Source organism: Roseivivax sp. THAF30 (assembly GCF_009363575.1).
Classification (GTDB): Bacteria; Pseudomonadota; Alphaproteobacteria; order Rhodobacterales; family Rhodobacteraceae; genus Roseivivax; species Roseivivax halotolerans.
The window spans coordinates 734,479-761,163 of the sequence record NZ_CP045389.1; the positions used below are offsets into that span (position 1 = coordinate 734,479).

Annotated in this window: 26 protein-coding genes; 13 read left to right on the top strand and 13 right to left on the bottom strand. The window is 59.6% G+C overall.

Annotation, left to right across the window (positions count from 1 at the left end; translation table 11 throughout):
- The first annotated feature begins 102 nt into the window (after positions 1-102).
- The gene (locus FIU91_RS03465; RefSeq protein ID WP_152461444.1) at positions 103-549 is read left to right on the top strand and encodes an A24 family peptidase; all 447 of its coding nucleotides are present in this window, start codon (positions 103-105) and stop codon (positions 547-549) included.
- A 490-nt stretch (positions 550-1,039) separates the two neighbouring features.
- Here FIU91_RS03465 and FIU91_RS03470 read toward each other — a convergent pair whose 3' ends face one another.
- From FIU91_RS03470 to FIU91_RS03485, 4 genes are all read right to left on the bottom strand, one after another.
- Positions 1,040-2,863 carry a site-specific integrase gene (locus FIU91_RS03470; protein WP_152461445.1) on the bottom strand — a complete coding sequence of 608 codons (1,824 nt, stop codon included), beginning with the start codon at positions 2,861-2,863 and terminating at the stop codon, positions 1,040-1,042.
- Positions 2,864-3,385: 522 nt separating this feature from the next.
- Entirely contained in the window at positions 3,386-3,805 is a 420-nt protein-coding gene (locus FIU91_RS03475; protein WP_152461446.1) for a hypothetical protein, read from the bottom strand.
- Positions 3,802-4,179: a hypothetical protein gene (locus tag FIU91_RS03480; RefSeq protein WP_152463629.1), complete on the bottom strand. Its 378-nt coding sequence runs from the start codon at positions 4,177-4,179 to the stop codon at positions 3,802-3,804. Before FIU91_RS03480 ends, FIU91_RS03475 begins: the two co-directional genes overlap by 4 nt.
- Before the next feature lie 537 nt (positions 4,180-4,716).
- A protein-coding gene (locus tag FIU91_RS03485) for an IS3 family transposase (protein WP_152461447.1) occupies positions 4,717-5,822 on the bottom strand; the annotation gives its coding sequence in 2 pieces (ribosomal slippage) (positions 4,717-5,570 and positions 5,570-5,822; 1,107 coding nt in all).
- 173 nt (positions 5,823-5,995) lie between these two features.
- On the opposite strand from FIU91_RS03485, the gene FIU91_RS03490 reads away from it, so the two are divergent.
- The gene (locus tag FIU91_RS03490; protein ID WP_216651621.1) at positions 5,996-6,190 is read left to right on the top strand and encodes a hypothetical protein; all 195 of its coding nucleotides are present in this window, start codon (positions 5,996-5,998) and stop codon (positions 6,188-6,190) included.
- 98 nt (positions 6,191-6,288) lie between these two features.
- Here FIU91_RS03490 and FIU91_RS03495 read toward each other — a convergent pair whose 3' ends face one another.
- The 9 genes from FIU91_RS03495 to pcaC all read right to left on the bottom strand — a co-directional run bounded on the left by FIU91_RS03495 (position 6,289) and on the right by pcaC (position 13,138).
- A complete protein-coding gene (locus FIU91_RS03495) occupies positions 6,289-7,281 on the bottom strand; it encodes an aldo/keto reductase (RefSeq protein ID WP_152461449.1) in 993 nt (330 codons plus the stop codon).
- Positions 7,282-7,418: 137 nt separating this feature from the next.
- Complete coding sequence (locus FIU91_RS03500; protein ID WP_152461450.1) at positions 7,419-8,483, bottom strand: 3-carboxy-cis,cis-muconate cycloisomerase; 1,065 nt, start codon at positions 8,481-8,483, stop codon at positions 7,419-7,421.
- Positions 8,480-9,265, bottom strand: a complete 786-nt coding sequence (gene pcaD / locus FIU91_RS03505) for a 3-oxoadipate enol-lactonase (protein WP_152461451.1) — start codon at positions 9,263-9,265, stop codon at positions 8,480-8,482. Before pcaD ends, FIU91_RS03500 begins: the two co-directional genes overlap by 4 nt.
- On the bottom strand, positions 9,265-9,888 hold the full coding sequence (locus tag FIU91_RS03510) for a CoA transferase subunit B (protein ID WP_152461452.1): 624 nt from the start codon (positions 9,886-9,888) through the stop codon (positions 9,265-9,267). The genes pcaD and FIU91_RS03510 overlap by 1 nt, the downstream gene beginning before the upstream one ends.
- 2 nt (positions 9,889-9,890) lie before the next feature.
- The gene (locus FIU91_RS03515) at positions 9,891-10,613 is read right to left on the bottom strand and encodes a CoA transferase subunit A (protein ID WP_152461453.1); all 723 of its coding nucleotides are present in this window, start codon (positions 10,611-10,613) and stop codon (positions 9,891-9,893) included.
- Entirely contained in the window at positions 10,610-11,446 is an 837-nt protein-coding gene (locus FIU91_RS03520; protein ID WP_152461454.1) for a 3-keto-5-aminohexanoate cleavage protein, read from the bottom strand. The genes FIU91_RS03515 and FIU91_RS03520 overlap by 4 nt, the downstream gene beginning before the upstream one ends.
- A gap of 7 nt (positions 11,447-11,453) precedes the next feature.
- Entirely contained in the window at positions 11,454-12,053 is a 600-nt protein-coding gene (gene pcaG, locus FIU91_RS03525) for a protocatechuate 3,4-dioxygenase subunit alpha (protein WP_152461455.1), read from the bottom strand.
- Positions 12,054-12,056: 3 nt separating this feature from the next.
- Entirely contained in the window at positions 12,057-12,785 is a 729-nt protein-coding gene (gene pcaH / locus FIU91_RS03530; RefSeq protein ID WP_152461456.1) for a protocatechuate 3,4-dioxygenase subunit beta, read from the bottom strand.
- A complete protein-coding gene (gene pcaC, locus FIU91_RS03535) occupies positions 12,782-13,138 on the bottom strand; it encodes a 4-carboxymuconolactone decarboxylase (RefSeq protein ID WP_254702095.1) in 357 nt (118 codons plus the stop codon). The genes pcaH and pcaC overlap by 4 nt, the downstream gene beginning before the upstream one ends.
- A gap of 80 nt (positions 13,139-13,218) precedes the next feature.
- Here pcaC and FIU91_RS03540 point away from each other — a divergent pair, with 80 nt between their 5' ends.
- From FIU91_RS03540 to FIU91_RS03590, 11 genes are all read left to right on the top strand, one after another.
- Positions 13,219-14,166 (top strand): LysR substrate-binding domain-containing protein, encoded by a 948-nt coding sequence (locus tag FIU91_RS03540; RefSeq protein WP_216651622.1) that lies wholly within the window; start codon positions 13,219-13,221, stop codon positions 14,164-14,166.
- 132 nt (positions 14,167-14,298) lie between these two features.
- Positions 14,299-15,237 carry a PDR/VanB family oxidoreductase gene (locus tag FIU91_RS03545; RefSeq protein ID WP_152461458.1) on the top strand — a complete coding sequence of 313 codons (939 nt, stop codon included), beginning with the start codon at positions 14,299-14,301 and terminating at the stop codon, positions 15,235-15,237.
- Complete coding sequence (locus tag FIU91_RS03550) at positions 15,227-16,417, top strand: Gfo/Idh/MocA family protein (RefSeq protein ID WP_152461459.1); 1,191 nt, start codon at positions 15,227-15,229, stop codon at positions 16,415-16,417. Before FIU91_RS03545 ends, FIU91_RS03550 begins: the two co-directional genes overlap by 11 nt.
- Positions 16,414-17,406: an ABC transporter substrate-binding protein gene (locus tag FIU91_RS03555; protein WP_172974924.1), complete on the top strand. Its 993-nt coding sequence runs from the start codon at positions 16,414-16,416 to the stop codon at positions 17,404-17,406. The genes FIU91_RS03550 and FIU91_RS03555 overlap by 4 nt, the downstream gene beginning before the upstream one ends.
- 9 nt (positions 17,407-17,415) lie before the next feature.
- The gene (locus FIU91_RS03560; protein WP_152461460.1) at positions 17,416-17,853 is read left to right on the top strand and encodes a hypothetical protein; all 438 of its coding nucleotides are present in this window, start codon (positions 17,416-17,418) and stop codon (positions 17,851-17,853) included.
- A gap of 70 nt (positions 17,854-17,923) precedes the next feature.
- Entirely contained in the window at positions 17,924-19,396 is a 1,473-nt protein-coding gene (locus FIU91_RS03565) for an aldehyde dehydrogenase family protein (RefSeq protein ID WP_152461461.1), read from the top strand.
- Between the two features lie 22 nt (positions 19,397-19,418).
- On the top strand, positions 19,419-21,179 hold the full coding sequence (locus FIU91_RS03570) for a thiamine pyrophosphate-binding protein (RefSeq protein WP_152461462.1): 1,761 nt from the start codon (positions 19,419-19,421) through the stop codon (positions 21,177-21,179).
- Positions 21,180-21,274: 95 nt separating this feature from the next.
- Entirely contained in the window at positions 21,275-21,802 is a 528-nt protein-coding gene (locus FIU91_RS03575; RefSeq protein ID WP_254702034.1) for a MarR family winged helix-turn-helix transcriptional regulator, read from the top strand.
- Between the two features lie 185 nt (positions 21,803-21,987).
- Complete coding sequence (locus FIU91_RS03580) at positions 21,988-22,971, top strand: TAXI family TRAP transporter solute-binding subunit (RefSeq protein ID WP_152461463.1); 984 nt, start codon at positions 21,988-21,990, stop codon at positions 22,969-22,971.
- Positions 22,968-24,869 carry a TRAP transporter fused permease subunit gene (locus tag FIU91_RS03585; RefSeq protein ID WP_152461464.1) on the top strand — a complete coding sequence of 634 codons (1,902 nt, stop codon included), beginning with the start codon at positions 22,968-22,970 and terminating at the stop codon, positions 24,867-24,869. Before FIU91_RS03580 ends, FIU91_RS03585 begins: the two co-directional genes overlap by 4 nt.
- A 477-nt stretch (positions 24,870-25,346) precedes the next feature.
- Positions 25,347-26,627 (top strand): Rieske 2Fe-2S domain-containing protein, encoded by a 1,281-nt coding sequence (locus tag FIU91_RS03590; RefSeq protein WP_152461465.1) that lies wholly within the window; start codon positions 25,347-25,349, stop codon positions 26,625-26,627.
- Positions 26,628-26,685: the final 58 nt, after the last annotated feature.

A 26,685-nucleotide genomic window follows, 5' to 3' on the forward strand; every position in this document is an offset into this window, starting at 1 on the left:
ACATCTAATTCGGAACTGCGCAGCTGGTCGCATCATTATCACTCACGGAGATCGTGGTGGAAAAGTTTCACAGGCTCGAAGTAACATTCTGATGATCGACCTATGAGTGTCGAAGTTTTCGCGACATTCCCGCTGCTGGTGATCTTGGTAGCACTTGCCTGGACGGATGCCCTCACGCAGAGGCTTCCGGATCTCGGAACAATATCCGTCGGCGTCCTCGGTCTCTTGGTGGCGATTGCGTCCCCGGCAGGTGATCTTTTCGACTCGCTGCTTGCGGCAGCGACCGGGTTCGGTCTGTTCTGGGGCATCGGCGCGACGTTTTATAGGCTTCGAGGATACGAGGGGCTCGGTCTTGGCGACGCGAAGCTTTTCGGCGCCGCGGGCGCTTGGGTCGGACTGATGGGATTAGCGTGGGTGCTGCTCGTGGCGACCTTATCTGCGCTGGTTTTCGTGCTGACGATGGGCACAGGGCGCGAGACGAGAGTGGCGTTCGGTCCATGGTTGTGTATCGGCTTTTCCGCAGTCTGGCTCAGCAAGCTGATGGTATGAAGAGTTAACGCGTCCGAAGCGTTTTGTTGGGATCCGTAGAGCGGGTTTGGAAGGGTGCGAGTAAGTCCTCGTGGCTTAACAGTCCGAAAATTGGCGGAGCATGTGCAGCGGTGCAGCACCCTGGTTGCTGCGGCTGCGAGCGTCTTGATCGTCTCCTCGAAGTTCACTTGGATAGTCGTCTTTCGATCGCAGATTCCTACCTTCGCGGCTTTGCTTTCGAGAATGTCGCTGCGCGGCGCACGAACGACCGGATCCGCAGCTGCGATGCGGCATAAAGACTTGCCGCGTCACAGCAAAAATTCCGCTGCGAGCACGCGCAGCGAGAATTTGACACTTCCGATACGGGCTCGAAGCGGACCTCTGCGTGACACCTGGTCTACGATACGCGGACAATCTCCGCCGGGTGGATACGCGAAACAACGAAGCGCACAAACACGCTTTGCGGACACCCCCTAAAAGAATGGGGCTTACCATATCTCTCGTCTCGGTATCAGAACCACCTCGGAATGCTGTCGATCGCCGCCTTCTTGAGCGCGAATGGCATGCCCTCCTCATCGCCGTAGACCTCTTCATTCAGGTCCTCGCCGGAATGTCCGAGGATGTCGAGACGGGTGTCTTTCAGCACGGAGCGGTTCTGTTTCAGGACCGCGTTGAAGCTATGCCGCAGGCTGTGTGCGTCGAGTTTCCGGGGATTTCCATCAAGCTGCGCATCACGGATTTTCTTCCAGTTATAGCGCAATTGGCGCGCAAACTTCTTTGCGGCTCCTTTCGGAACGAGTTCCGGGAAGAGGTATGTCTCGCCCCGCGCTTTCATACGCGCATGATGATCCAAGAGCCCCAGCTCGATCAGGTGTTCGTGGATCGGAATGAGTCGCACGCTTTGCAGGTTCTTCAGACGCCGTTGATCATGCGGCCTGATATCGAAACCAAAGTGTCCTTCTGCCGGCTGGATCGCATCTACGGTCAGTCCCGCAATTTCTTCCATTCGGCCGCCGGAATAGGCCACGATAAGAGGCGTGAAATACAGACCATCCCGCTCAATATTATCGCCCGCATGCAGCCGCCGTGAACTGCTTTGACATCCGGTCCAAACAGGATGCTCGAAGAGCCTGCGAACCTCGTCTCGTTTAAAGGCATTTCTCTTCTCTCGTTCGCGTTTATTCTCCTTCCGTCGCTCGGTGGACGTATCAATGTTCGGGTCGACCGGGCTTCCCTCATTCGTGCGGGCATGCTTGAGAACGGCGCTAATATTGTCGAGCATGGCATTGAATGTGCCCGGCTCCCGACCGAGGGCGGTCTCAGGCATACCCTCGGCGCGTTCGCGGATTTCTTGCCAAGTCATCCGGCCATCCTTCGGAGAACGCATGAAATTCTTCGGTAGAAGGTCGCATAGCTCGTCGAATAGCCGGATATGATACTGCTGCACCTCATCCACCCGTTGTAGACCGGTCAACAAGCAGAATGTTTTGACCTTCGTGCGGCGGGCCTCGGCGGTTCTCGCATCCATCTTGCCTTTGGCCATTGCTCGTTTGATCGAGCGTTCACAGGCGCCGGCAATATCGAGGCCGAAGGGTTCCTCCGAGGGGTTACGATGCAAGGATTCGTCGGAAGCAGCTGCTGCCGACAGTTGTGCCGACAGCGCGTCATAGGTCAGCGGGCCCTTGATGAGTTCGACCCCTGGAGTCAGCACCAGGTCTTCGGCCGCTGCCTTTTGTGGCGACGGCGATGGTAACGCCAGCTGCTCCGAGACCTGCGCGATCGGCGCAGTGACAGGCGCAACGGAATTCACTTCAAATACGCCAGCCATAATTTCACGGGAAAGCGCCTCGAATTCCGCCTTCTGCGCCGCATGTTGATCATCCAGCGTTCTCAGCGCGGCCAATCGTGAGTGCAAGTAGGCCTCGAGGATCTGAGCATGATGCTCGGCGGCGCGAGGCTCCTGTCCGGTAACCTCTCGAAACTCTCCGGCCAAACGATCCCGCATGGCAGAACTCGTCGTGGCGTCGAATTCCGCACGATGGAGGCGCATGATGCTCTCAAGGGTGTCGGCGGACCATTCCGGATCGATCCGGTGCGGGGGAAGATTCGAGCAAAGCCCATCGATCAAAAAGGACTCGATGACGATTTTCATGTGTTCCTGACGCGTATCGCATAGCCCACGTCCGCGTCCGCTCATCCGAGCCATGCGATGCTGTCGGCGCAAGTCAGAGACGCACATCTGAAGGCGAACGGTCATGTATCGAGCCATGACCTCTTCCGGCAACTCCTCCAGAACGAACAGGAAATCCAGCACCGCATCCCACTCCGCGATCAACTTCCTGATCCAGGTATGCGCAAAATTTTCGTCTGTCGTCCCTAGGGCCAAAAAAATTGGCGATCGAGATGTGGAAAACCTCGGTAGGCGACGCCGGAAGTAGAATCGTCCTCGGTGACAGTAAAGGTATGGGCTGGGCATATGGTGCGTCTCTCCATGGGAGACGGATCACCTCGGAGCAGCACGGGTTTTCCCACGGGGTGCGACCCCGTGTGCAACGCCTGTGCAACATTTCCGCTCAAACCGCTTTCTACCATCGGAGCTAAGTTCCGAAGGTGTGCGGTTTCAGTAGCTTAGGGGAATTTTGGCTCCGGCGGTAGGGGCAGGACCTTCGCCCTCAACCTCCGGATTCCAAAGGAAAAACGGCTCTGACACCGAGACTGACTCTGGTGTGTAATCTTGTGTGCCACGGCTGTGTCCGCCGTGGCAACTGATTTGTGTACGGCCGGTGTTGTGTCCATCGATATCCGGAGGACCCGGATCCCTGAGGTCGCGCCGCAAAAGAAGCGGCGCGACCTGATTTCATCCGCGCAGGCGGAGCAACTCCTGTTCGACGGCAATCGCTTGCTGCACTTGGGACCAGGCGCATTGAACCTGTACGAGGCAGCGATTTACCTTTGTCAGGTGCCTCGCCGCATCGGTGAGCACGGTCTCGTACCCGCCGCCGCTCATGCAGTACTCGTCGTCGACATATCGCTGCGACGTCCCCGCAATTATATCGCGCTCGAGAGCTCGCAGGAGGCGGGACAGATCGACTTCTTCGCGCCGAGACATCATCGCGTAGGACTGGAACGCACTCTGCAGGCGACAGGCACACTTACTGAGCTCCGGATCGTCCCGGAAATGCTGGAGTATCACAGACAGGTCGGTGCCTGCCTGTCCGCGGCATTCGAAGTACCTCGTCAATGCGGTCTCCAACGGGTCGACGTGAACGTTGGTCATGACATCACCGTCTTGTCCGACGGCGTTGCCTGCACGGCGTTGCCGAGCTCTGCCTCGAGCGCGTCGTCGAGCCCATCTGCCAAAAGGCAAATTTCCTCGACATACGGCTCATTTGGATCGAGCTCGGCGAAATACGCCGCTTCGGGACGGTCGATGTCATGGATGTGCTCGAGGTGGAGCAGGGCCCGCAGCTCTCGTAGCTCGCGGCCAATCTTTCGCGTGATCCCAGGCCTTGAGCATGCTTCGTCTATGAGACGCTGCACGCGGCGAAGCCAGGGGCGTCCGCCGAGCAGGAGCGCGGCGTTTTGAAGACCCTCGCCTTGCTCAGCGAGGAAGCTATGCAGCCTTGTCGGCTGTCTGGGAAAATCGAACATGTCGAGTTCCTTTTCTTTGCTCGAGGCGGGATTGCCCGAGCTACAAGACCGCCTGACCTCCTTTCGGTGCGTTGGGCTTCGGTTGAAAAGACTGACGCGGTGGACGGCTTCCAAGTCGTCGACTTATCCAGGGTAGGGACGTGAATCCGCGTCCCGAACCATGGTGATGCAGTACTTTTATCGCGATGGACGTTCCGTTCAGAGTGTCGTCTCGCAAAGATGACGACGCTCTGAACGGACGGCCGGTCGAGACGTTGCAAACCTCTCTGCCGAACGGCATCGTTTTTCGTGTTAGAAATCGATCCAGAGAGACTGTTAATTGCAGATTTTATTTACTGATCTTGAACTACAAGAAAGGCTCTTTCAGATCGTGCAGGGGTATAGGACTGGCCGCGCCGGCTTTGATCGAGCTGCCCCATCAGCCGCCTCGGTCTTGGACTTCACCCCGTCTCTGGTCCGGATTTAATGCGACCTTCCGGGCTCGTTGTGGACTTGCCCCCCAACGCTGGACCGCTGTCTTGAGCGTCTTCTCGTGTTCTAAGCCATTGGGTGGCAGGTCGCCCCAATGGATTTCATGAACTCGATCGGGGTCTTGTTTCCGATCGAGCTGTGTGGTCGTTCAGTGTTGTACTCGTGGCGGTACGCCTCGCATTTTACCCGAGCATCCTCGATCGACAAGAACCAGTTCTGGTCGATGCACTCTGCCCTGACTTTGCCGTTGAACGCTTCGGCGAATGCATTGTCGGTAGGCTTTCCGGGCCGACTGAAGTCCAGGATGACGCCATTCATGTAAGCCCAGAGATCAAGGTCCTTCGAGATGAACTCGGGACCCTGGTCGACGCGTATCGACCGGGGAAAGCCATGATCCCGTGTCACCCGCTCCAGCGTCGCCACGACGTCTGCACCTGTGTACCTCGCTCGGACATCGATCGCGGGTGAGAGTTTCGAGAACGTGTCGACGATGGTCAGGACCCTGATCTTTGTCCCGTCGAAGAGCTGATCGGATAGAAAATCCATCGCCCAAACCTCATTCGGCGCGACCGGCGGTTTGCGGTCCTCCCTAAGCTTGGCCGCAACCTTGCGCTTTGGTCGCTTGTTTCGAGTCTGCAAGCCTTCCTCGACATATAGCCGGTAGACGCGCTTGGCATTCACTTCCCAGCCCTCCCGCCTCAACAGGACATGGATCCGACGATAGCCATAGCGCACACGCGTCTCGGCAATCTCACGGATCCGGTTTCTCAGTGCCGCCTGCGATGGCCGCCGCGCCTTGTAGAAGTAGGTCGGCTTCTGCAAGCCCAGCACCGTGCAGCCTCGCCGGATCGAGACCTGGAACACGCCCTGAACATAGTCGACCAATCGCCGGGCCTTCGCAGGCGCTACACCTTTTTTGACAGCACATCCTGCAGCATGGCTTTGTCCAGCGAGAGGTCCGCGACCATCCGCTTCAGGCGTGCATTCTCCTCTTCGAGCAGCTTCAGTCGCCGCACTTCCGACGGCATCAACCCACCGTACTTCTTACGCCACCTGTAATAGGTCTGTTGCGAAATTCCGGCCTTCCGACAGACCTCTTCAACGCTGAGCCCGTCATCAGCCTGCTTCAGAATGAACGCAATCTGCTGTTCGCTGAACCTCGATTTCTTCATCGGTCTTCCTCACTCTGCCTGCCGGGGACATTACGAGAATTTTCCCAGTTCCAGCGGTCCAGTTATCCGGAAGCAGGTCAGTTTCACGATGACGGGCTGGTGACGCCATCGGGATAATGCATGGCAATCGCAACGTTGTATCAGAATGCGCTGTGGGGTCGATCTTCGCCTCGATGGCAATGACGATCATGGGCGGGTTTGCCTTCGACAGCGTTCCCGCGAAGGCGGCTACCTCGCGACGTCGCATCTTTGACATGGATTCAAAAGACAAGATGCTGGTGGCGGGCAGCCACGTCTATTCCCAGGGTTTTGGCCGTATTCTGACGGATGGTTGGGCTTGTCGCTACATCCCGGCAACGTGGATGTAGATAGCGTAGGGTTAAGCAGCTTGCATCCCAAGCGCGCCTTCACCACCAACGACACGGCGGCATCGTGACCCTGCAGCATCGTGACAGGGCATTTCTTGTCAGCTGTATCGTTCAGGGCCTGCCCACTGCGCATAGCTGTAGCGATCGCCGTAGGCCCAACCGACCGGCAGAACCTCTTCGATTCGCCGGTAATCGTCCTCTGAGAGCCGGACCTCAGTCCCTTTCAGCAGTTCCTTAAGGTGATCGACATTTCGCGTGCCGGGAATGGGCAGAACGTCGTCGCCTTTTTCGATCAGCCAAGCGATAGCGAGTGTGGCCGCCGGCAATCCCATATCCGCGGCCAATTTGCGGAACGCCTGGTTTTTCTTGATGTTCAGATCGTAATTCGGTTGCTGGAAACGGGGGTTGTTCTTGGTGAACGCGATGGTCTGCGCCCGCTCGTAGCTGAACGGTGCGTCGGTCAACAGCGACCGTCCGACCGGCGAAAAGGCCACGACGATCGCTCCGACTTCTTCGCAGGCCTGTCTCAAGCCAAGCTCGGGGGCGCGGGTTGAAAGCGAATATTCGGACTGAACAGCGGCAATCGGGCATTCCGCAACGGCACGCCGCAGCGTGCCAGGCGCCACTTCAGAGAGGCCGACCGCTCGCGCTTTGCCACTGTCGAGGATGCGGCGCAGGGTACCGGCTACGTCTTCGATTGTATGTGTAGCATCGTAGCGGTGGATGTAGAACAAATCGACATAGTCGGTCTTCAGCCGCTTCAGGCTGTCATCGAGACAGGCCACGAGGTAGTCTGGGTCATTGTTGAACCGGCGTTCGGGATCGCCAGTGTTGCCGGCCTTGGTCGCCAGTATCATATCGGATCGCGCGCCTTTGTTGGCCGTCAACCAATCGCCGATGATCTCCTCGCTCCGTCCCTTGCCATAGAGATTGGCGGTGTCGATATGAGTAACACCGGCAGCGCGACAGGCGTTCAGAACCGCATGGCACTCGTCCGTAGTTGCTACGCCATATGCCCCGGAGAATGACATCGCGCCTATTCCGAACTGAGACACATTGGGTCCGCCTTTGCCCAGAGTGATCGAACGCATGGGCTCCCTCCATTTTGGTTTTCGTTGCCGAAAAGTTAGACTTCTAAGCATTAAGGCAAAGGCGAATTCGACGCGTGTCGGATGGGAAGGTGCCAAACGTGTGAAGAAGCGACCGCTCGACCACATGTGGATGTCGCTCACTTTTCGGGGTCAAACCGCCCCATACTCCCGATTTGGTCCAACAGAGTCGAACAGGTTGACAGCGCACGACCTGTGGCTGCAGTCATTTGCGGCAAGATCATCCATTCCAGCATCCAGGCCGCGCCAGAGCGTTCTTGTTCATGAACCAGAGCTTGATGCATACCGGAAACCTGTGTCGCGTTGAATCGAGCCAGTGTAACGAGAAGTTCGGCAAGAACGGGATTGGACTTGTGCGGCATTGCCGATGAGCCGCCCCCGCCAGAGATCACGATCTCATCTACGCCTTGTTGTGCCATCAAAGCGATGTCCTGTCCGATCTTGCCGAGCGATCCTGTGATCGCCGATATCTGCCCGGCAAACTCGATCACTGCAGAGCGGTCCGTGTGCCAGGTAGGGTCGTGTTTTAGGCCAAGCTGCTTTGCCATGTGACGTGCAATGTCATCGCGGTCCTCGCCGAAAACATGCGCCGTCCCGACAGCACCGCCGAGTTGAAGGCGCGCGACGCGCAACCGCAACTCCTCGACGCGATTCAGGTGTTGTACGATCGGGCTTCGCCACGCAGCGATTCGATTTGCGGCCGTGATGGGTAGTGCCGCCTGCATTCTCGTTCTGCCCATCAGATCACGTACACCGAAGGCGCCTTCAAGGCGCTCAAGCGCCGAATGAACGCGCGTGAGGCGTGTCGAGTAAAGAGCCGTAAGAGCCCGGAGCGTAAGCGACAGGGCTGTGTCCATGACATCCTGCGATGTTGCACCGGTATGAACTGCTTCAGCAGCCTCACCAGCGCGGGCACGAAGCTGCCGTACCAATTCAGGCACGGGCAGCCCATCGATCCCAGTGCGATGCTTCAGTTCCCCAATATCCAGCGACGCGTCTTCGATTGCGCGCGATGCCGCTGCACCGACGCTTTCGGGAACGCGGTGCGCAGCCTCAAGGGCCTGTGCCAGCGCTATTTCAAAGGCTTTGAAGTGGCCCAGCTGCGCCCTCGAGGACCATAGTGTCGTAACCTCGTCATCTCCGAAAAGCCCGCCAAGCCACTCATGCTCGAAAACGGAGATCACGAGAGCGTTTCCAGATGCTTGAGGATGTCATCAGCAAGTACACTCGGAACTTCGATACAGGGCAGGTGGCCGACAGACGTGTAGAGCTTGGATTGAGCATCACAGATCGCTGATGCCAAAGCCTCCACAACGTTCGGCGGTGTCGCCAAATCGTCTGTCCCAGCAATGCAAAGCGTCAAGCACTGAATAGACTGCGCTACGTTCTCGAGGTCCGCATCGCGGATTGCGGCGCATACGGCACTGTATCCGGCGGTGGGCGTGCGGGTCAGCATCAAGCGGTAACCAGCCACAATCTCCGGATAGACCAAGTGAAAGCTTGGCGCGAACCAGCGCTCAAGAATTCCTTCGGCCATTGCCTCGATACCTTGCTGGTTTACCGTGACGATGCGCTCCTCCCAGTTTTCGGACGTGCCGATGCGGTAGCCTGTACTGCACAGCACCAGACCGCCTACGAGGTCTGGACGCGCGCTTGCGAGAGCCTGCGCTATCATTCCGCCTACGGAGACACCGCACACCAGCGCGTCCTTGATACCCAACGCGTCCATCAGAGCGGCCAAATCGGCCGTGAACGCGTCGATGGAGGCCACGCCTCCGGCGGACAGTCCGTGTCCCGACTTATCGTAAGCGAGTGTCGGAATGTCCGGAGGCAGCCTATCGATCACCTCATCCCAAATGCGAAGGTCCGTGCCCAGCGAATTGACGAACACAATCGCGCGGTCTCTGCTCCTTTGTCGGAAATGATAGTGGTGGAGGCGACCGTTGATAGTCACAAATTGTGGCATTAGACAATCTTCGCCTCGGTGGCGGCGCGGAGCTCCTCCTCGCTCACGCCGTCGGCACATTCGACGATCCGCAGGCCGCCCTCGACCACGTCGAGCACGCCGAGGTTGGTGATGACCCGGTCCACCACGCCCGCGCCCGTGAGCGGCAGGGTGCATTCCTTCAGGAGCTTCGATTCACCGGCTTTGTTCTGGTGGTCCATGACCACGATGACCCGGCCCACGCCGGCCACCAGGTCCATCGCACCGCCCATGCCCTTGACGAGCTTGCCGGGTATCATCCAATTCGCGAGGTCGCCGTTCTCGGCCACCTCCATCGCGCCCAGGATCGCTGCTGCGATCTTGCCGCCGCGGATCATGGCGAACGAGGTTGCGCTGTCGAAGTAGCTGGTCCGGGCCAGCTCGGTGATGGTCTGCTTGCCGGCGTTGATCAGGTCCGGGTCTTCCTCGCCCTCGAAGGGGAAGGGGCCCATGCCCAACATGCCGTTCTCGGACTGGAGCGTGATGTCCTTGTCGCCCACATAATTGACCACCAGCGTTGGGATGCCGATGCCAAGATTGACGTACATGCCGTCTTCCAGTTCCTGGGCGGCCCGAGCCGCCATCTGGTTGCGGTCCCAAGCCATTCTCAAGCCTCCTCAAGCTGGCGCACGGTGCGCTGTTCGATCCGCTTTTCGTGCCCGCCCTGAATGATGCGGTGCACGTAGATGCCGGGCAGATGGATGTGATCGGGATCGAGCTCGCCACGCGGCACTATCTTCTCCACCTCGGCGATGCAGACCTTGCCGCACATGGCCGCGGCCGGGTTGAAGTTGCGCGCGGTCTTGCGGAACACCAAATTGCCAGTGTCGTCGGCTTTCCAGGCCTTGACGATAGAGAGATCGGCAAAGATGCCCTTTTCCATGATGTAGGTCTCGTTGCGCTCCCCGGGCCCGGTCGGGAATTCCTTGTGTTCCTTGCCCTCGGCGATCTGGGTGCCGACGCCGGTCTTGGTGTAGAAGCCGGGGATGCCAGCCCCGCCGGCGCGCATCCGCTCGGCCAGAGTTCCCTGAGGATTGAACTCCAACTCCAGCTCGCCCGAGAGGTACTGGCGCATGAACTCGGCGTTCTCGCCTACGTAGGAGGAGATCATCTTCTTGACCTGCTTGGTCTGAAGCAGGATGCCGATGCCGAAGTCGTCCACCCCGGCATTGTTAGATGCGAAGGTTAGATTCTTGGTGCCCGCCTCCTTGATGGCCTGAAGCAGAAGTTCCGGTATGCCGCACAGACCGAAGCCTCCGGCAGCGATCAACATGTCATCATGCAGCAATCCAGCAAGCGCCTCGGACGCTGTCCCGTATACTTTCTTCATGTCACTCCCCTTAGTCCAAGTATCTGACGCGCCTGATGCCATGTTGCGACGGGACGCTCGTAGCGGTCGCAGATCTCGACGACTTTGCGAACAAGCGCGGCATTGGATGGCGCGAGTGCGTCGCGATCGAGGCGCACGTTGTCTTCGAGGCCCGTCCGAGCATGTCCGCCTCGCGCGACGGACCATTCGTTCACGATAATCTGGTTTGCCCCGATGCCCGCAGCACACCATGGCGCATCCGGCCCAAAGAGCCGCTTAACCGTATAGATGTAGTAGTCGAACACATCGCCATCGGCGGGCATCGCGTTCTTCACGCCCATCACAAATTGCACATAGGGCGTCGCCGCGATCCGCCCGTCGTCGAACATCCGCTTGGCCTGAAAGATGTGCGACAGGTCGAACGCCTCGATTTCGGGCTTGATCTCTTGTTTGCGCATCTCTCCGGCGAGCCAATCGACGAGGTCCGGCGGGTTCTCGTAGACACGTGTCGGGAAATTGTTAGACCCGACTGACAGTGAGGCCATGTCGGGCGCAAGTGGCAGCATCCCGCCGCGCGTCTGGCCGGCACCCGAGCGCCCACCGGTCGAGAACTGAATGATCATGCCCGGGCAATGCTTTTCAATGCCTTCCTTAAGACGCGCGAATTTCTCCGGGTCCGACGAAGGCGATTCATCGTCATTGCGAACATGGGCGTGCACTATACTCGCTCCGGCCTCGAAGGCTTCGTGTGTGCTTTCGACCTGTTCCTCGACGCTGATCGGAACTGCGGGGTTGTTTGCCTTTTTCGGTAGCGATCCAGTGATCGCCACACATATGATGCAAGGATCACTCATATGGTCCTCAAATATCCAGAAACACGGTTTCGCCCTCGCCCTGAAGGCGGACATCGAAGCGATATGCGGCGTCTCCTATCTTGGTCGCGATCAGGGTTTGGACACGGTGACGCTGTTCGATCCGCGCCAAAAGGGGATCGCTCGCGTTATCCTCGTCCTCGAAATAGATACGGGTGTGCAGCCCGATATTGATGCCTCGTGCGACGATCCAGAGCGAGATATGCGGTGCCATCTCGCGGCCGCTGCATTCATGTACGACACCCGGTTTTACGGTCCTGAGAGTGAATTCGCCCGAGTCCTTATCGGTGGCGAAACGGCAGAAGCCAGAAACCGCCGGGTCCGCGCCCTCCTGTCCGGGATAGCGGCCCGCCGCGTCGGCCTGCCAGCTTTCGAACATCGCATCGCGCATCGCCCATCCGGTCCCGTCATAGATCGACCCGGTCACTGTAATGATCTCGCCTCTCGCGCCGTCAGAAATTGGGCTCAGGCCGAGGTCCTCGGGATAAACGCCTTCGATGCCCGCGAAGGTCGGGATGCAGCCAATATGCACGTAGGGTCCGGCTGTCTGGCTTGGTGTTTCCACCAGTTGATTGAGCAGTTGAACCATGGCTCACATTCCCTCCGGCTTGTTTTCAAACATCGTCTGCCGGCGGCCGCGCAGGACGATGTTGAACTTGTAGGCAAGGTAGTCGTGGGGCTTCGAATTGGGCATATCGAGTGGTGCCACAAGGCTGTCGAGTTGACCGCGGTCGCGGATCGTGGCTGCGATGGGGCAGAGATCGATCAGCGGGTCACCCTGAAAATACATCTGGCTGATAAGCCTCTGGCCGAAGGCATGACCGAAGATCGAGAAGTGGATATGCATCGGCCGCCAGTCATTGGCGCGGTTGGGCCAGGGATAGGCACCGGGCCGGATCGTCAGAAACTCGTAGCAACCCTCATCGTCGGTGATCGTCCGGCCGCAACCGCCGAAAGACGGATCGAGCGGGGCGAAATAGGTGTCTTTCACGTGCCGATACCGACCGCCTGCATTGGCCTGCCAGACCTCGATCAGGGTCTGGGGCACGGGACGCCCGAATTCATCCAAGACCCGGCCATGCACGCGGATACGCTCGCCAATGGCGGGGCTTTCGCCCTGCGAATAGTTCAGGATCAAGTTGTTATCGAGCGCACCAATCAGCGAGTGACCGAAACGCGGACCTGTCTCCTCGCTTGGCGTCGAGTCCAGCGACAGAAGCGGCAGCGACGGCGAGCGGGTCACCGAGGTCTTGTAGTCGCTCCAGTGCGGCAGCGGGTGCTTGTCGCGCTGGCGCGGAACGAGGGGTATTGTTTCGGTCATCGGTCAGTCTCCATCTCCGCATAGGTCGCCTTGGCGAGCTTGATGGCATGGTTGGCCTTGGGCACACCGGCATAGATCGCGACATGCAGAAAGCACTGGATGATATCTTCCTGTGTCGCGCCGGTATTCGCCGTGGCGCGGACATGCATCGGAATTTCCTCAAAGTTTCCGGTCGCGGCCAAGAGCGCGAGGGTCAGCATGGACCGTTCGCGCCGCGTGATCGTTTCGTCGGCCCAGACCGTGCCCCAGGCACCTTCGGTGATAAGCTTTTGAAAGTTGGTGTCGAACGGGGTCTTTGCGGTTTCGGCGCGGTCCACATGGGCATCGCCCAGCACCGACCGACGTGTCGCCATCCCGGTCTCATAGCGGTGATTGCTCACGTGGTCGCTCCTCCTGTTGCGGCAGCTCGTTGGGGTTGTATCCAAATGGACGATTGATTTTTATTGATACTTTACACACCAAACATAATTATTTTGGTATGAGTTGGGAAACCGAACTGCGTCTTCGCCATGTGAAGACCTTCCTCGCCATCGCGAACGGGGAGAGTGTTTCGCTCGCCGCGGAGTCGCTGCATGTCACGCAACCTGCAGTGTCGCGGACGCTGCGGGAGCTCGAGGACATGTTGGAAGTTAAGCTGTTCGATCGGGTCGGTCGGGGTTTGCGGCTGAACGAGGCCGGACGTGTATTCCAGACCCACGCCGCGGCATCGATGGTCGAGTTGGCGCGCGGACGGGACCGGCTGTCGTCCGGAGGCGACCATTTCGTCAAGCTCTCGGTCGGTGCCTTGCCGACCGCATCATCGGCATTGGTGCCTGCCGCCGCACTGGCATTCTCCGACCGGTGTCCTGAGGCGCGGCTGCACGTGTTGACCGGTCCCAATTGGCTCTTGTTCAATCAGTTGCGGCAGGGCGAGGTCGACCTCGTCGTTGGTCGGATGCCCGAGGGTGACAGCGGCGAGGGCCTCTCCTTCGAACAACTCTACATTGAGGACGTCGTTGTGGTCTGCCGGCCCCGGCATCCGCTTATCGGCGGACGCCTGATCGCGGAGATCGGCTCCTACCCGTTGGTCCTGCCGCCGAAAGGCGCGGTGATCGCGCCAACGGTGGATCGCTTCCTCACCAGCATCGGCGTTTCTGAGTACCGGGCGCGGTTTGAGACCGTTGCCCTGCCGATCGGGCGCAAGATCGTCCAGTCCTCGGATGCGATCTGGTTCATATCGCGGGGCGTCGTGGCGGACGAATTGCGCAGCGGTGCGCTTTGCTCAATCGAACTTGCCTCGCCGCTGCTTGCTGGGCCGGTCGGTGTCAGCATCTCCACCTCGGCCCCTTTCAGCGTCGAGAGGCTTATCCTGATCGAATGCCTGCGCGGCGCGGGCCGATAGGTAGCATCAACGCCTTAGCAGCGCGAACGGACGCATATCTTGCCAACGCTTGACATAAACTTAGGTATCTAAGAAATAACGTGAGGAGCCGGGATTCGTGTCGCTTTGATCCCAATGGCTATGGAGGAATACATGGAAAGCATGAACGTGACGGTCGCCGAACGGCGGCAATTGACCGGACAGATCTGCGAATTCACGCTGGCCCCCGTCGATGGCGTCAAGCTGCCGACCTTCACCGCGGGCGCCCACATCACCGTTGAGACACCCTCCGGTGCTATGCGGCGCTATTCGCTCGTCAATGACGGGAGCGATCCCGAGGTATACAAGATCGCGCTTAAGCGCGAAGAAGACGGCCGCGGCGGTTCGAAATCCATGCATGACGACGCCGTCGAGGGCACCGAGTTGCGGATCGAGGCACCTGAAAACTCGTTTGAGCTGACCGAGGCCAACGAGTACCTTTTAATCGCAGGCGGGATCGGCGTTACGCCGATTTACGCTATGTCCCAGCAGCTTCTGCGCGAGGACAAGCCCTTCAAGGTCATCTACTGCACGCGCTCGGAGCCGGATACGGCTTTTCTCGAGGAAATGAAATCGACATTGGGCGATCGTCTTACCTTGCATCATGACAACGGCGATCCCGATGAGGTCTATGATTTCTGGGATCACTTTGAGGAGCCGAAGAACATCAAGGTCTACTGCTGCGGGCCTCAGCCGCTTCTGGAAGAGATCGAGGCGATCGCTGGACACTGGCCCGAAGGTCGCGTGATCTTCGAAGACTTCAAACCGGTAGATGCTGTGCGTCCGGACGACACGCCCTTCGAGGTCAAGCTCGAGAAGTCGGGCGTCACCGTGCACGTGCCCGAGGACCGTTCAATTCTGGAGGCAATCCGCGACAGCGGTATCGCGACAATGAGCTCCTGCGAAAGCGGGACCTGCGGCACCTGCAAGTGCCGTCTCGTCTCGGGTGAGGTGGATCACCGTGACATGGTACTGATGGACGAGGAAAAGGGCGACCACATTATGATTTGTGTCTCCCGCGCCAAGCAGGGGGATCTGGTTCTTGACCTCTGAGCCAGTCCGCATTGGCGTAGTCGGCCTTGGCCGGGCATTCGTGCTGATGCTGCCAACGTTCCGCAACGACCCGCGTGTTAAGCTCGTGGCCGCCGCCGCCCCGCGCGAAGAAAGCCGCGCGGCGTTCAACGCCGAGTTCGGAGGTCGCGGGTATGCCTCGGTCGAGGAAATGGCTGCCGATCCCGAGGTCGAGGCTGTCTATATCGCCACGCCGCATCAGATGCATGCCGATCACGTCGCCGCAGTGGCCGCGGCGGGCAAGCATATCCTCGTCGACAAACCGCTGGCGGTTACACTTGAGGATGCGGACAAGATGGTGAAGGCGGCCAACTGCGCGGGTGTTCACCTGATTGTTGGTCCGAGCCACAGCTTCGATGCGCCGGTTGTGCGCGCGCGCGCGATCATCGAAAGCGGCGAGTTCGGTGCCGTGCGCATGGTGCAGGCGTTCAATTACACCGACTTTCTCTACCGCCCCCGGCGACCCGAGGAGTTGCGCACCGAGGAGGGCGGTGGTGTCCTTTTCAGTCAGGGCGTGCATCAGATCGATATCGTGCGTCTGCTTTGTGGCGGGCGGGCGCGGAGCATCACGGCGATGACCGGGGCGTGGGATCCGCAGCGCCCGACTGAGGGTGCCTATTCCGCCCTGATGGATTTCGAGGACGGGGCTTTCGCGACGCTGACCTATTCGGGGTACGCGCATTTCGACAGCGATATCTGGATGGATAACGTCGCCGAGCTTGGCGGTGCCAAGGACCCAAAAAAATATGGCGCCGCGCGGCGTGCGCTGCAGAACCTCCACCCGGAGGCTGAGGCCAAGCTGAAAACCACACGCACCTACGGCGCGGACACGGTACCGCCCGCCGCGGAAAACAACGAACATTTCGGACCGATCATCGTGATGTGCGACCGCGCCGATCTGCGTCTGCGCCCCGGCGGCATCGACGTCTTCGGAGATGCCAAGCGGCACTCGATCGACATCCCGCTCGCCGATGCGCCACGTCGGACGGTGATCGATGCGCTTCAGGCCGCAGTGCGCCACGACATCGCGCCGCCGCAGACGGGCGAGTGGGGCCGGGCCAGTCTCGAAGTGTGCCACGCAATCCTGCAATCCGCGGAGACTGGCCAGAAAATCACGCTCACACGACAATGTGGCGTCGTAGTTCAGGAGGAGACACTTTGACAGACCTCACCCTTTCACTTGCCATGGGCAATTACGATCGGACCCGCGCCATCGTGGACGGCCGCGTCAAGATTGACGGCGTCGATCCGGTGCCGATGCTGCTGTCACCCGAGGAGATGTTCTTTCGCGCGTTCCGCCATCAGGCTTTTGACATCTCCGAGCTGTCGTTGTCGTCCTATTCGATCTCGGTCGCGCGGGGTGATCCGCATTACGTTGCTGTGCCGGTTTTTCTAAGCCGCGCCTTCCGCCACACGTCGGTCTATATCCGAACGGACCGAGGTATCGGCCGGCCCGAGGACCTGAAGGGTCGCAAGATCGGGATTGCGGAATACCAGCTTTCGGCGAATGTGTGGGTGCGCGGCATCCTCGAGGAGCATTTCGGCGTGAAGCCGTCGGATATCGAATGGATTCGCGGCGGCATGGACACGCCCGGCCGACCCGAAAAGATCAAGGTAGATCTGCCCGAGGACGTGCGGGTGACTCCCGCGCCCGAGGGCTCGACGCTCAACCAGATGCTGGTGGACGGCGAGATCGACGGATTCGTCGGCCCGCGTTGGCCGCGCTGCTATTCCGAGGGGCATCCGCATGTGGGGCGGCTGTTCTCGGACAGCATCGCCGCGGCGGAAAGATATTACCGCGACACGCAGATCTTTCCGATCATGCATGTTCTCGGCGTACGCCGTACGCTCGCCGAAACGCATCCCTGGCTTCCCGGCGCACTGGTCAAGGGCTTTGCCCAGGCCAAGACGATTGCTCAGGAGGCTTTGCAGGACACCTCAGCCACCAAGGTCACGATGCCCTTCGTCGAGGATACTCTGAACCGCGCGCAGGCGCTGATGGGCACCGATCCCTGGACCTATGGCGTCGCGCACAATGCCCACGTCCTCGACAAGTTCCTAGAATACCACCACGCGCAGGGCCTGTCACCCAAGCGCGTGGCGGTCGAGGACCTGTTCCATCCTTCGACCTATGAAGCCTACAGCCTGTAAGGAGGAAACATGACCGACGTGACCCCAGGAGAAGTGGTCGAGATCGAGATTGGTCCGCATAAGGCCTATGCTCAGGTGACGCACAATCACTCCAGCTACCCGCCCGTGGTGCGCGCGCTCGACGGTCTACACGACAACCGTCCGTCCGATCTGAATGCGGTCGTGGCGGGCAAGACCCGGTTTGTCGCGATGATACCGCTTCTGACGGCGCTGACACGGGTCGGGGCAACATTTGAATGCCTCGGCACGTTCGACGTGCCGTCCGAGCACGGTGAGTTCCCCACATTCCGCATGCCGATCCGCGACAAGAAGGGCGAGATCGTCTATTGGTGGTTTTGGGACGGACGCAGCCTGAGCTACGACGTCGAGCTGACATCGGATCAGGACGCCCTGCCAATGCGGGAAGTCATGACCGGATCGCGGTTTCTGCAACTGATCAGCACCTGACGGTGCCGCGAACCAGAGCGGGCGCCGTCGCGTCCGTGCGCGCAGTCGCGCGCAAGGGAGGAGGAACATCATGACCAAGATGGACGTGCTGGGCGTCATGCCCAAGCATCTGGATATCTATATGGGCGGGCAGTGGGACATGCCGAAATCCGGCCGGTATGCCGATACGCTCAACCCCGCGACCGGCGAAGTACTCGCCTCTGTCGCCGATGCCGGTGCGGATGACGCCGACTCCGTCGTCGCCAAGGCACGTCAGGGGTTCCTCGAATGGCGTGACGTGGTCCCGCTCGAACGGGCGCGCATCCTCAAGGAGGTGGCCGCGATTCTGCGTCGTCACGGCGACGAGCTCGCACTGATCGACGCGGCCAATTGCGGCAATCCCTATACCGAAATGCGCGGCGACTCAGTGATCGCTGCAGCGCAGATGGATTTCTTCGCCGGTCTTGTCACCGAGATGAAGGGCGATACGATCCCAATGGGGCCCGAGCGGGTGAACATGACCACCCGCGAGCCCTTGGGCGTGGTGGCGCGTATCCTCGCGTTCAACCATCCGTTCATGTTCTGCGGCGGCAAGATGGCCGCGCCTCTCGCGGCAGGAAATGCTGTCATCATCAAGCCGCCGCTTCAGGCGCCGCTTTCGGCGCTCAGGCTCGCGGAGCTGGTCGACGGCCTGTTTCCCGAGGGCGTGTTCAGCGTTCTGCCGGGCGGGACCGAGGCGGGTGCAGCACTCGCCGAGCATCCCGGCGTCGCGAAGGTGACGCTGATCGGGTCGGTGGGCGCGGGCCGCGCCGTAATGCGGAGCGCGTCCGATACGCTCAAGCCCGTGCTTCTGGAACTCGGCGGCAAAAACGCGCTGATCGCTTATCCCGACAGCAAACCCGACCGCATCGCTGACGCAATCATTGCGGGCATGAATTTCGGCTGGTGCGGACAATCTTGCGGATCGACCAGCCGCGCCTTCCTGCACGAGGATCTGCACGACGAGGTCGTGGCGCTTCTGTCTGAAAAGATCGCGCGCTACCAGCCGGGCATTCCGACCGATCCTGACACAACGATGGGTGCGCTCGTCTCGCGCGACCATTTCGACCGGGTCATGGGCTTCATCAACAGTGCCAAGTCCGAGGGCGCGCGCGCCGTCACCGGCGGTCATGCCGTGACTGAGGGCGCGCTATCCAAGGGCTGTTTCATCGCGCCGACCATCTTTGCCGATGTGACGCCCGAGATGCGCATCGCGCGCGAAGAGATCTTCGGCCCCGTCCTCGCGGTGCGCCGCTGGTCCGACGAGGCGGCGATGCTCGAAGAGGTCAACGGTCTCGATGTCGGGTTGACCTGCGCGATCTGGAGCCGCGACCTCGCCACGGCGCACCGCGCCGCAAATCGCGTCGAGGCAGGTTTCGTCTGGATCAACGAGGTCGGACGGCATTTCCTCGGAGCACCGTTCGGCGGCGTCAAGCAATCGGGCATCGGTCGCGAGGAAGGGATCGGCGAGCTCATCTCCTTCACGCATGAGAAGAATATCCACATCAATCTGGCTGGCCAGTAGGCCGCACCTCTCGGAGACAGCTATGCGCCATGATCTCGACCGCCCGGTTCACAGCGAAATCCGGAAGCTCTATGGAAGCGACGCCATCGCAGAGATGATGCGACGCCTCGGCACGCCTTATGTGGCGCTCAATCCCGGTTCGAGTTTCCGTGGGCTACATGACAGCATCGTCAATTACCTGGGCAATCGCGATCCCCAGATGCTTCTGTGCCTGCACGAGGAACACGCGGTCGCCATCGCTCATGGCTGGGCCAAGGTTACCGGTAAGCCGTTGTCGGTGATCCTGCACGCCAATGTCGGGTTGATGCATGCTTCAATGGCGATCTACAACGCATGGTGCGATCGCGTGCCCATGGTGATCTATGGCGCGACCGGGCCGGTGGATGCCGCCAAGCGGCGGCCTTGGATCGACTGGATCCATACGTCGCGGGATCAGGCGGCGCTGATCCGCCCTTACGTGAAGTGGGACGATCAGCCGGCTTCGCTCGCGGCGTCGCTGACATCGATGCTGCGTGCCTCCGTTATCTCTGAGACTTCGCCCAAGGCGCCGACCTATGTCTGTTTCGACGTGTCGGTCCAGGAGGAGCCGATCGACGAGATGCCGGTCCTGCCGGACCCGGCACAGCACGCAGCGCCCCGGATGCCGGAATTTTCCGAGGCCGATGCCGGGGCGGTGCACCAGCGGCTCGCGCGCGCGGAAAAGCCGGTGTTCCTGATGGGTCGGGTGTCGCGGGACCAGGCCGATTGGGATCGCCGCGTGGCTTTGGCGGAACATTTCGGCGCGCGCGTCGTAACGGATATCAAGACCGGGGCGGCCTTCCCGACGCGCCATCCGCTGCATGTGGGATCGCCGAGTTATTTCGTGTCGCCCGATGCAAACCGGGCGATTGCCGAGGCAGATGTCGTCGTCTGTTTCGACTGGGTCGATCCTGGTGGTACGCTACGGCAAGCCGGCGCGACGCTGGATCGCACGCAGATCGTGAACATCACGCTCGATCAGCTGCTTGCCAATGGCTGGTCGCTCGACCACATGTCCTTCACGCCGTCCGAACTCAGCATTATCGCCGATCCTGACGATGCGATCCGTGCGATTTGCGCTGCCGCGGGACTTCCGGAGGCCGCGGCGGGCCGGATGGACATTCATGCGACCGAGTATCCGGCGCACCGCGCCGACGCGCTCATCTCCATCGACTCCCTCGCCGATACGCTTGGCGCGGCGCTGGTGCATGAGCATGCGAGCCTGCTGCGGCTCACGCTGAGCTGGAACGGGTCGAAATGCGATTTCCGGGGTCCGCTTGATTACCTCGGCTATGATGGCGGTGCTGGTATCGGATCGGGGCCGGGCATGGCCGTGGGCTCGGCGCTGGCACTCCGGGGGGTGGAGCGGTTGCCTGTCGCCGTTCTGGGAGACGGCGATTTCCTTATGGGAGCGACCGCGATCTGGACCGCTGCCCATCATGAGATACCTATGATTGTGGTCGTAGCCAACAACCGGTCTTACTTCAATGACGAGGTTCACCAGGAGCGTGTGGCAAAGGATCGGGACCGCCCGGTGGAGAACAAACATGTCGGGCAGGCGATCAGCGAGCCGGATATCGACATTGCCGCGATCGCTGAGGCGCAGGGTGCGACGGCGTTCGGACCCGTCTGGGACATAGGATCCCTGCGCGACACGCTGCAGCAGGCAATTGAGGCTGCGAAGTCAGGCCGAACGGTGGTCGTCGATGTTCGAGTGGAACCCGGCTACAGCGACGATATGGCCGAGGGCATGACCAACAATTAGCTTGGGCATCGGCTTTCTGTGGCTTAAACCTTGTGGCGTCCGAAATTGACTCGGAGCTAATCCAGAAGGCGCGCTGATGTCGCCAGAAAGACTGAATGACCCAACTACCCGCGAAAGAGATAAAGGCCGAGACTGCCATCCCATCTGAAGAGCGTATTGCACGCCTCGTGCGTCTTTCAGCGCGTGCATTCAACAGATCTTTGCAGATGCGGCTAACTACTGAGGGCGTCACTTTTGGACAATGGATCTTTCTGCGGATCCTCTGGACGTGCGATGGTCTGTCGCAACGTGAGCTAAGCGAAAAAGCTCATCTGACCGAACCGACCGCGCACACAGCACTGCTGCGGATGGAAGAACTCGGCTTTATCACTCGCCGCAATGTCGGCGGAAATAAGCGCCGCCAGCATGCTTTTCTCACCGAAAAAGGCTGGGCACTGCGCGACAGGCTCGAACCGATGGCGGTCGAGACTAACGAACTCGCGCTGGACGGATTGTCCCACGAAGAGGTCAAGGTGCTTCGCCGCGCGCTTTCGTTAATGATTCGCAATCTCGAGGAAGACGAGAAGCAGGGCGCGGCCAAAGGCCTGAAAATTCCCTCGACGCGATCGCTGAACGGCCTCTGATCTCACAGATTCGGCTATTTTTCCCCAATAATGCATGCTTTCGGCCCATAAAATAAGATATCTAATTAGTTGACAGGCGGCTCCTTTGACGTAGATCATAGACATCTAAGTTCCGGCCTTGGGTCGGAGGAGGAAAAACACTTCCGTGGCGCGTCTGCCGCGGGGTACTTTGGGAGGAGATCCAAATGAGACTGACTGCTCTGGCAGCTGCAATCGGCATTGCTGCAACCTCGACGGTCGCCGTAGCTGAACCCGTGAACCTAACTCTTTCGGGCGGCAACCCCGGTGGCCTTTGGTCGCTGTTGGGCGCGGGTATCGACCGGGCCGCTAAAATGGACGATGGCGACTCGGTCGTGACCTATCAAGCAACGGGCGGTGGCTTCGCCAATATTGGCCTACTGGGAGCGGGCAATACTGATTTGGGTCTTGTTCACGACGCCGAAGCTAAAATCGCACTGCAAGGCGGGGACCCATTCCAGGCTCCGATCGAGAACATGCGCGCAATCGGCTACATGTACAATTGGGCGCCTATGCACTTCTTCCTCGAGCGCTCGGTCGCCGAGGAATACGACATAGACGGGATCGACGATATTGCCTCGAGTGGCGCGCCGGTCCGGATTGGGATCAATCGGTCGGGCAATATCACGTCTAATATAGCCCTTCACATGCTTGAAGCTGTTGGAGTTACAGAAGAAGGACTTGAACAGGCCGGCGGACAGTTCGTCCGCGCTGGAGCCAACGAACAGGCCGACCTGATACAAGACGGGCGCCTCGATATGATCACCAATGGCATCTTCATCAATCACTCTTCGTTCCGCGCCGTGAACGAAAACAGCGACGTCGTTCTTTTGACTGTTCCAGAAGATGTCATCGCCTCCACAAACGAGGCGTTCGGCACCGGCACGCTGGCGATCCCGGCGGGCAGCTATCCGAATCAGGATGCAGATGTAGAAACGGTCACGCTCGGCGCACTTCTCGTCGCGACGGACGGTATGAGCGATGAAGCTGCCGGGTCGCTGGCCAGTTCAATCCTGAACAATATCAATGAAGTGCGCGCGGTTCATTCCGCTATGGGTGCACTGACGCCGGAGCTACTCGCGACGCCAAGCGTCCTTGAGTTCCACCCCGCGGCGGAAGCCGTCTACAAAGACGCAGGGCTGCTCCAGTGATTGGATCCCTCGTAGCTACCGGCCGCAGGCGTAAGCTTGCGGCAGGTTCGCAACGAGCCCTGATTATCGTTGCGGCGATTTTTGCGGGCTGGGTTATCTATGCGAACCTGTTCACAATTTCGGATCCCCTCATCCTGGGTATCCTCTTCGTCTGTGGCATTTACACAATCATGTTTGTCGCGATCGGTGCCACACCGACTGCGCCGGACAAGGTCCCGTTCTACGATTGGGCGCTGACTCTATTAAGTCTCGCCTGCGGGATTTACTTCTTCGTTAACGCAGGAGCGATATCGGACCGCATCAGCCTGCTCAATCCGTTCACGCCGGCGCAGCTTTTCTTCGGGAGCGCGCTACTGTTTCTGACACTCGAAGCAACGCGACGGACCACAGGTATGGGCCTGACAGGCGTGGTGGTACTGTTCCTGCTCTACAACCAATTCGGATCGTACCTGCCGCCTCCATTCGGCCACGGGATCTCGGACTTCACCTACCTGCTCGATATTCTCGTCTTTACTACGGATGGTGTGTTCGGCGTGCCAATTCAGGTTGTCGCAAGCTACGTTTTCTTGTTCGTGATGTTTGGCACCTTCTTGTCGAAGGCCGGCGGAGGAGAATTTTTCTTCAATCTCGCGGCTCTGGTGACCGGCAAGTCGCGGGGCGGACCCGCGAAAATAGCAGTGCTTTCCTCGGGTCTATACGGTACCATGTCGGGAAGCCCAACATCGGATGTGGTCGCGACCGGTTCGATTACCATCCCGGTCATGAAACGACTTGGATACAAAGCACGTTTTGCCGGTGCGGTCGAAGTTGCGGCCTCTACGGGCGGGAGCGCGATGCCCCCGATCATGGGCTCTGCCGCGTTTATCCTTGCTGAATATACAGCCGTTCCTTACCAAGAAGTGGTGCTCGCGGCGATTTTCCCTGCGATGCTCTATTATCTCGGTGTCTTTCTCCAGGTGCACTTCCGCGCGGTGAAAGAGGATTTGCGTCCGTCCGAGGGTGAGGTGCCGACGTTCGTCGACACGTTCCGTACAGGCTGGGTGTTTGTCATCCCGATTGCGGGCATCGTATGGGCGTTGCTCTCTGGATACTCTCCGACCTTCACAGCGGGTGTGGGCGTTCTTGCGGCGGTCGTTGCAGCATCTCTTCTCAAAGCCACGCGACTGTCACCGTGGCAGATTATCGAAGGTTTAGGCGAGACCACGCTACGGATCCTCCCCGTGGCGGGCGCCTGCGCTGCCGCTGGTCTGGTAATCGGCGGTCTGTCGATGACGGGTCTCGGTATGAAAGCTGCAAACGTCATCCTCACGATAAGTGGCGGGCAGGCAGTGCTGACTCTGATAATCGCGGCGATCGTCACGATTATTCTCGGGCTCGGTATGCCGACGCCGAGCGCGTATATCTTGGCGGCGGTCCTTGTGGGGCCGGCTCTTGCGGAACTCGGATACCCGATCTTGCAGAGCCACATGTTCCTGCTCTACTTCGCCATCATGTCTGCGCTGACTCCGCCAATCGCGGTTGCGGCGCTGGCTGCTGCTGCGATTGCCGACGAGGACCCGTTCAAGATCGCGTTCTCGGCGGTGCGATTGGCAGCAATCGGTTTCCTCATGCCCTTCGCGTTCATCTGGAACCCTGGGATTATGATGCTGGGTGATACGCTAACCAATACGGTTGCCTTGGTTGGAGGGGTGCTCGCAACGGCGGCGATTGCGATCTCGATCGAGGGATCGGTAGGCATTGCTCTTCGGCAAATCGAGCGCCTGATCCTGGTAGCGGCGGCTGTTGCGGCGGTTTTACCCTATCCAATCATCGCTCTTGGTGGCATCGCAGTCATTCTGGTGATTTCCGTGCGGTACATGCTCCTTCTGCGCCAGCGAGCCAGCGTCGAAACCGCGTAGTTAAATCCGGGGGCCTTGCGCAAGTTTGGCCCCCGTTGCCATGTCATCCAATTCATCAATTCATAACTTGTCGGAGAAAATAGTGGCGTCTGACACTGCCGAAAAGACCTTTGGTGATACGAAGCAAGCGTTACGCAGGACGCAACCGGTGTTCTGGAAGCGCTGGACGGTCAGCATGCTCGCTGTCTATCCCCCGCTTGTCTGCCTTGTACTTGTTTCGAACTACGTCTTCGGAGACCTGCCGATGCTCGTGTCTCTTTTCATCGTCGCGTTTTGCCTCACGGGTCTTTCCACGGGTCTGATCCTACCGTTCCTGAATAGGTATTTGCGCGAATGGCTCCAAAGATAGATGACCACTCACCAAATGCAGCAGTTCGCCTTCGCTATAATTTGCAGGCACCATGCAGCTTGACTCAAAAACTTAGATAGCTAAGTATGTACCAACGGCCGGACGGCCATTTCGTTAAGGAGGAACCGATGCTTACGTACGAGGAAAACGAGCTCCTCACTCGCGTCAACAACGATGCGCCCATGGCCCGGTTGATGCGTCAGCACTGGACGCCTGTCTGCCTCATGGAGGAGGTGGCGGAGAATGACGGCAAGCCTTTGCGCGTCGAGGTACTCGGCGAGACCTACGTCGCCTTCCGCGACACCAAGGGTCGCCTCGGCATGCTCGATGAGCTTTGTCCGCATCGCAAAGCGTCGCTCGTCTACGGTCGCAACGAGGATTGCGGCCTGCGCTGCCTCTACCACGGCTGGAAAATGGATGTGGACGGCAATGTCGTAGCGATGTCTTCCGAGCCCGAGGGCAGTCCCTTGATGGACAAGGTAAAGGCTCGCTCTTACCCGGTGCGCGAATGGGGAGGCTTCGTATGGGCTTGGCTCGGCGACAAAGAGGACATGCCTGAGTTCCAGCCGCCCGCTTTCGCGCCCGAGGAGGACACGCCCGTCGCTATCCTCAAGATCCGCGTTCCGGCTAACTGGGCGCAGATCCATGAAGGACAGATTGACTCAGCGCATTCGTCTTCGCTCCACTCCTCGACGATGAAGCCTGCCCGCGTTGAAGGCGCGTCTGCGGATGATAAGTCTTGGTATCGACCGTCAACTGACAAGTCGCCGCGCATGCAGACTGAGACGACGAGCTACGGTTTCCATTATGCGGCAATCCGAAAGCCGATCAAAAACGCCAAGACGCATAACTATCTGCGGATCACAGAATTCATCGCGCCTTATTATTCGCTGATCCCGCCGAACAACAATTATAAGGTGGCAAGCGTCATCGTGCCGATCAACGATGATGAGACGGCGTTCCATTTCCTCGCTTTCGGTGGCCCGAACGTACCCTCGACAGAGGAATGGCGTGCGTTCAACCACGCAGTGCCGGGCAAGGATCTGGACCACAAGTGGCGGACCAAGCGGACGCTCGAGAACGACTTCATGCAGGATCGCGACTGGATGAAGGAAGGCCACTTCACCGGTGTGCCCGGGATCCCGAACGAGGACATCATCATGTGGGTTTCGATGGGCAGTCGCGTGCAGCGTCATACTGATGTTTTGGGTGCTTCGGACCTCGCCATCGTCGAATTCCGCCGTCTAATGGCCGATGCCGCGCAGAAGGTCGCCGATGGCGGCAAGGCGATCGGCACCGAATCCGACATCCCGCAGGCGCGGATCGCGTCACATGAAGGCGTGCATCCCAAAGAGGTTGATTGGCGCACGCTGGTCTCGACCTCGGCGATGAACCAGGCGGCTGAATAACACCAATATCCCTGAAGCATTTATCTCACCCGCCCGACCCGGCGGGTGAGTTTTTCAT

Bases quoted from the DNA above. Each gene is read 5' to 3' on its own strand.
- FIU91_RS03490 (WP_216651621.1), top strand. From the start codon at position 5,996: ATGGCAATGACGATCATGGGCGGGTTTGCCTTCGACAGCGTTCCCGCG.
- FIU91_RS03580 (WP_152461463.1), top strand. From the start codon at position 21,988: ATGAGACTGACTGCTCTGGCAGCTGCAATCGGCATTGCTGCAACCTCG.
- FIU91_RS03495 (WP_152461449.1), bottom strand. From the start codon at position 7,281: ATGCGTTCGATCACTCTGGGCAAAGGCGGACCCAATGTGTCTCAGTTC.
- FIU91_RS03510 (WP_152461452.1), bottom strand. From the start codon at position 9,888: ATGGCTTGGGACCGCAACCAGATGGCGGCTCGGGCCGCCCAGGAACTG.
- pcaH (WP_152461456.1), bottom strand. From the start codon at position 12,785: ATGACCGAAACAATACCCCTCGTTCCGCGCCAGCGCGACAAGCACCCG.
- pcaG (WP_152461455.1), bottom strand. From the start codon at position 12,053: ATGGTTCAACTGCTCAATCAACTGGTGGAAACACCAAGCCAGACAGCC.
- FIU91_RS03465 (WP_152461444.1), top strand. From the start codon at position 103: ATGAGTGTCGAAGTTTTCGCGACATTCCCGCTGCTGGTGATCTTGGTA.
- FIU91_RS03570 (WP_152461462.1), top strand. From the start codon at position 19,419: ATGCGCCATGATCTCGACCGCCCGGTTCACAGCGAAATCCGGAAGCTC.
- FIU91_RS03590 (WP_152461465.1), top strand. From the start codon at position 25,347: ATGCTTACGTACGAGGAAAACGAGCTCCTCACTCGCGTCAACAACGAT.
- FIU91_RS03565 (WP_152461461.1), top strand. From the start codon at position 17,924: ATGACCAAGATGGACGTGCTGGGCGTCATGCCCAAGCATCTGGATATC.
- FIU91_RS03575 (WP_254702034.1), top strand. From the start codon at position 21,275: ATGACCCAACTACCCGCGAAAGAGATAAAGGCCGAGACTGCCATCCCA.
- FIU91_RS03480 (WP_152463629.1), bottom strand. From the start codon at position 4,179: ATGTTCGATTTTCCCAGACAGCCGACAAGGCTGCATAGCTTCCTCGCT.
- pcaD (WP_152461451.1), bottom strand. From the start codon at position 9,265: ATGCCACAATTTGTGACTATCAACGGTCGCCTCCACCACTATCATTTC.
- FIU91_RS03560 (WP_152461460.1), top strand. From the start codon at position 17,416: ATGACCGACGTGACCCCAGGAGAAGTGGTCGAGATCGAGATTGGTCCG.
- FIU91_RS03475 (WP_152461446.1), bottom strand. From the start codon at position 3,805: ATGACCAACGTTCACGTCGACCCGTTGGAGACCGCATTGACGAGGTAC.
- pcaC (WP_254702095.1), bottom strand. From the start codon at position 13,138: ATGGCGACACGTCGGTCGGTGCTGGGCGATGCCCATGTGGACCGCGCC.
- FIU91_RS03515 (WP_152461453.1), bottom strand. From the start codon at position 10,613: ATGAAGAAAGTATACGGGACAGCGTCCGAGGCGCTTGCTGGATTGCTG.
- FIU91_RS03520 (WP_152461454.1), bottom strand. From the start codon at position 11,446: ATGAGTGATCCTTGCATCATATGTGTGGCGATCACTGGATCGCTACCG.
- FIU91_RS03545 (WP_152461458.1), top strand. From the start codon at position 14,299: ATGGAAAGCATGAACGTGACGGTCGCCGAACGGCGGCAATTGACCGGA.